The sequence below is a fragment of the Jatrophihabitans sp. genome, assembly GCF_051960575.1.
GTDB lineage: Bacteria > Actinomycetota > Actinomycetes > Mycobacteriales > Jatrophihabitantaceae > JBQCEE01.
In genome coordinates this window covers 1-4,479 of sequence record NZ_JBQCEE010000109.1, presented here as the reverse complement: position 1 = coordinate 4,479, position 4,479 = coordinate 1, and the positions used below count along the sequence as shown (strand labels likewise).

General features: G+C 71.2%; 5 protein-coding genes. All 5 read left to right on the top strand.

All coding sequences use genetic code 11. The annotated features are described in order from the left end of the window. On the top strand, positions 1 to 558 hold a 558-nt coding region (locus tag ACTHMS_RS05695; RefSeq protein ID WP_440305706.1), incomplete at its 5' end, for a TilS substrate-binding domain-containing protein. Beyond that, the gene (gene hpt / locus ACTHMS_RS05690) at positions 546 to 1,094 is read left to right on the top strand and encodes a hypoxanthine phosphoribosyltransferase (protein WP_440305705.1); all 549 of its coding nucleotides are present in this window, start codon (positions 546 to 548) and stop codon (positions 1,092 to 1,094) included. The genes ACTHMS_RS05695 and hpt, both read left to right, overlap by 13 nt. 72 nt (positions 1,095 to 1,166) lie before the next feature. Further along, positions 1,167 to 3,341 (top strand): ATP-dependent zinc metalloprotease FtsH, encoded by a 2,175-nt coding sequence (gene ftsH, locus ACTHMS_RS05685; protein WP_440305704.1) that lies wholly within the window; start codon positions 1,167 to 1,169, stop codon positions 3,339 to 3,341. Positions 3,342 to 3,463: 122 nt separating this feature from the next. After that, positions 3,464 to 4,012 (top strand): GTP cyclohydrolase I FolE, encoded by a 549-nt coding sequence (gene folE, locus ACTHMS_RS05680; RefSeq protein WP_440305707.1) that lies wholly within the window; start codon positions 3,464 to 3,466, stop codon positions 4,010 to 4,012. A gap of 7 nt (positions 4,013 to 4,019) precedes the next feature. Further along, positions 4,020 to 4,479 (top strand): dihydropteroate synthase (gene folP, locus ACTHMS_RS05675; RefSeq protein WP_440305703.1); only part of this gene is annotated, 460 nt, incomplete at its 3' end.

The window sequence follows — 4,479 nt, the reverse complement described above, 5'->3', positions numbered from 1 at the left end:
GCCGGGATGCGGCCCGCAGACGGCCGCTGGCTGCGCCCCTTCCTCGGCCTGCGCCGGGCGACGACCGAGGCGGCGTGCGCGGCGCTCGGCCTGCAGCCGTGGGACGACCCGCACAACACCGACCCGGCGTTCCGGCGGGTGCGGGTGCGCGCCGAGGCGCTCCCGCTGCTCGAGGACGTGCTCGGCGGCGGCGTCGCCGAGGCGCTGGCCCGCACCGCCGACCTGGTGCGCGCCGACGCCGACGCCCTCGACACCTGGGCCGCGTCCGTGCTGCACCGGCTTTGCGCCGCCAACGGTCGGCCTGACGGCCCTGACCCGACAGGTGTGGGCGCAAACCCGGCGGGCCTGCCGGTCGCCGCGCTCGTCGACCTGCCGGCAGCCGTGCGGACACGGGTGCTGCGGCTGTGGGCGGCGACGGTCGGGGCCGGGCCGCTGACCGCCGAACGCACCGCCGCGCTGGACGCACTGGTCACCGACTGGCACGGGCAGGCGCGCGTCGACCTGCCGGGCGTCGCCGTGAAGCGGACGTCTGGAACACTCGTCGCGTGTCCGTCCTAGACGCCGACATCGACGAGGTGCTCGTCCCCGCCGACGTCATCGCGAAGAAGATCGCCGAACTCGCCGCACAGATCGACGCGGACTACGCCGAGCGCGAACCGCTGCTGGTCGGCGTGCTCAAGGGCGCGGTGATGTTCATGTCCGACCTCGCGCGCGCCCTCGAACGGCCGACCGAGATGGAGTTCATGGCCGTCAGCAGCTACGGCACGGGCACCACCAGCTCCGGCGTCGTGCGGATCCTCAAGGACCTCGACCGCGACATCGCCGGACGCGACATCCTGATCGTCGAGGACATCATCGACTCGGGCCTGACGCTGAGCTGGCTGCTGAAGAACCTCGCCGCACGCAGCCCGCGCTCGATCGAGGTCGTGGCGCTGCTGCGGAAGCCGGACGCGGTGACGGTGCACGTCCCGGTCAGGTACGTCGGCTTCGACATCCCCAACGAGTTCGTCGTGGGATACGGTCTGGACTACGCAGAGCGTTATCGGGACCTTCCGTACATCGGACGGCTGAGGCCGTCGGTGTACGGGGGTTGACGTGTACCGTCGGATTGTTCACAGTCCCCCGGTCGGAAGGAACGCGGACGGCCTCCCGTTCGTGGTGAAGGTATGAACCGCAGGCGCATTCTTCGGTCCTGGTGGCTGTGGGCCGCCGTGATCCTGTTCTGCTTCCTCGTCCTGCCGAGCCTGTTGTCCGGCGGCAGCGACTACACCTCCGTCGACACGTCGCAGGCGTTGACCCAGGTGCAGGACAAGAACGTCAGTAAGGCCGTCTTCGAGGACAAGGAGCAGACGCTCCAGCTCACCCTCAAGAACGCGGTCGACGGCCACACCAAGATCCAGGCCCAGTTCCCGGCCGCCTCCGGCGACGAGATCTTCAGCCAGCTCCAGGCCGCGAAGAAGGCCGACAGCTCGCTGGACTTCCAGACCAAGGTCACCCACGAGAACACGTGGCTGTCGCTGCTGGTCAGCCTGCTGCCGATCCTGGTGATCGTCGGTGTGCTCTTCTTCGTCATGAGCCAGGTGCAGGGCGGCGGCTCGCGCGTCATGAGCTTCGGACGCAGCAAGGCCAAGCTGGTCAGCAAGGACATGCCGAAGACGACCTTCGCCGACGTCGCCGGTGCCGACGAGGCGATCGAGGAGCTCCAGGAGATCAAGGAGTTCCTCGCCAACCCGGCGAAGTTCCAGGCCATCGGCGCCAAGATCCCGAAGGGCGTGCTGCTCTACGGCCCGCCCGGTACCGGCAAGACGCTGCTCGCCCGCGCGGTCGCCGGTGAGGCCGGCGTGCCGTTCTACTCGATCTCCGGCTCGGACTTCGTCGAGATGTTCGTCGGCGTCGGCGCCTCCCGCGTGCGCGACCTGTTCGAGCAGGCCAAGAGCAATGCGCCCGCGATCATCTTCGTCGACGAGATCGACGCCGTCGGCCGCCACCGCGGCGCCGGCATGGGCGGCGGCCACGACGAGCGCGAGCAGACGCTGAACCAGCTGCTCGTCGAGATGGACGGCTTCGACGTCAAGGGCGGCGTCATCCTCATCGCCGCCACGAACCGCCCCGACATCCTCGACCCGGCGCTGCTGCGCCCGGGCCGCTTCGACCGGCAGATCGCCGTCGGCCCGCCCGACGTCATCGGCCGCGAAGCCGTGCTCAAGGTGCACGCCAAGGGCAAGCCGTTCGCCCCCGACGTTGACCTCGGCGTCATCGCCCGCCGCACGCCGGGCTTCACCGGTGCCGACCTCGCCAACGTCATCAACGAGGCCGCGCTGCTCACCGCCCGCCAGGGCGGCCGGCTCATCACGCTCGCCGCGCTCGAGGAGTCGATCGACCGTGTGATCGCCGGCCCCGAGCGCAAGACGCGGGCGATGAGCGACAAGGAGAAGCGGGTCACCGCCTATCACGAGGCCGGCCACGCGCTGGCAGCGTGGGCGATGCCGAACCTCGACCCCGTGCACAAGGTGACGATCCTGCCGCGCGGCCGCTCGCTCGGGCACACGCTCGTGCTGCCGCTCGAGGACCGCTACACCCAGACGCGCGCCGAGATCCTCGACCAGCTGGTCTACGCGCTCGGTGGCCGCGCCGCCGAGGAGCTCGTCTTCCACGAGCCCACGACGGGTGCGTCCAACGACATCGAGAAGGCCACCAAGCTGGCCCGCTCGATGGTCACCGAGTACGGCATGAGCTCGAAGCTCGGTGCGGTCAAGTACGGCAGCAGCGACAGCGAGCCGTTCCTGGGCCGCGACTACGGCCACCAGCGCGACTACTCCGAGTCGATCGCCGCGGACATCGACACCGAGGTGCGCGAGCTGATCGAGGGCGCGCACGACGAGGCGTGGGAGATCCTCGTCCAGTACCGCGACGTCCTGGACGCGATGGTGCTCGAGCTCGTCGAGAAGGAGACCCTCTCGAAGGAGGACCTCGAGCGGATCTTCGCGACGGTGCGCAAGCGCCCGCCGCACAACACGTTCACCGCGTTCGGCAAGCGGACGCCGAGCGACCGGCCGCCGATCGAGATCCCGATGTCGCTGCGCAAGCCGGCCCCGGCGACCTCGAACGGCGCGAACGGCGCGCACGCCGCGAACGGCAACGGCCAGAGCAACGGCAACGGCAACGGGGTCAACGGCCCGGCCGTGCCGGCGCCGCCCGCCGGGTACCCGTCGCCGCAACCCGGCGCGTTCGGGCCGCCGCCCGGCGCGTTCGGGCCGCAGCCCGGCCCCGGCCAGCCGCCCTACGGCGCCTCGCCGAATACCCCGCCATATCCCCCGCACAACCCGCAACACGGAGGCTGAGCGCGGTGCTCACGTCCGAGGAGGGGTCGGCCAACGGCACGACCCCGGTCGATGGTGCCCCGGCGACGAGCGGTGCCCAGGCGTCGCCCGCGGCGCCCGTCCACGAGGTCGATCTCGCCCGCATCGCGAACGCGGTGCGCGAGATCCTCGTCGCGGTCGGCGAGGACCCCGACCGCGAGGGGCTGCTGAAGACGCCCGACCGCGTCGCCCGCGCCTACGCCGAGACCTTCGGCGGGTTGCTCGTCGACCCCGACGAGGTGCTGCAGACGACCTTCGACGAGCACCACGACGAACTGGTGCTGGTGAAGGACATCCCGCTGTACTCGACCTGCGAGCACCACCTGGTGCCGTGGCACGGCACGGCGGCCGTCGGCTACATCCCCGGCGACGACGGGCGGATCACCGGCCTGTCGAAGCTGGCGCGCGTCGTCGACCTGTACGCGAAGCGGCCGCAGGTGCAGGAACGGCTGACCTCGCAGGTGGCGGACGCGGTGATGCGCAAGCTGCAGCCGAAGGGCGTCATCGTGGTCGTCGAGGCCGAGCACCTCTGCATGGCGATGCGCGGCATCCGCAAGCCGGGCTCGCGCACGATGACCTCGGCCGTCCGCGGGATCATGAAGTCCGACCAGCGCACGCGGTCGGAAGCGTTGAGCCTCATCCTCGGCCGTTGAGCGGCAGATGAGCCCGCTGCCCCGGCGCCCCGATCGCGTCGTGGTGATGGGCGTCCTCAACGTCACGCCCGACTCGTTCAGCGACGGCGGCCGGTACGCCTCGCGCGACGACGCGGTGAAGCACGCCCTGCTCATGCAGCACGAGGGCGCCGATCTGGTCGACGTCGGCGGTGAGTCCACGCGTCCGGGCGCGCAGCGGGTCGACGCCGACGAGGAGTGCCGGCGGGTGCTGCCGGTGATCCGCGACCTCGCGGCGTCCGGCGTCGCGATGAGCATCGACACCTACCGGGCGGCGGTCGCGGCGGCGGCGCTCGAGGCCGGCGCGTCCGTGGTGAACGACGTCTCCGGCGGGCTCGGCGATCCGGACATGGCCCGCGTCGTGCGGGACGCCGGCTGCCCCTGGGTGCTCATGCACTGGCGGGGGCACAGCGACCGCATGCAGCAGCTCGCCGCTTACGACGACGTCG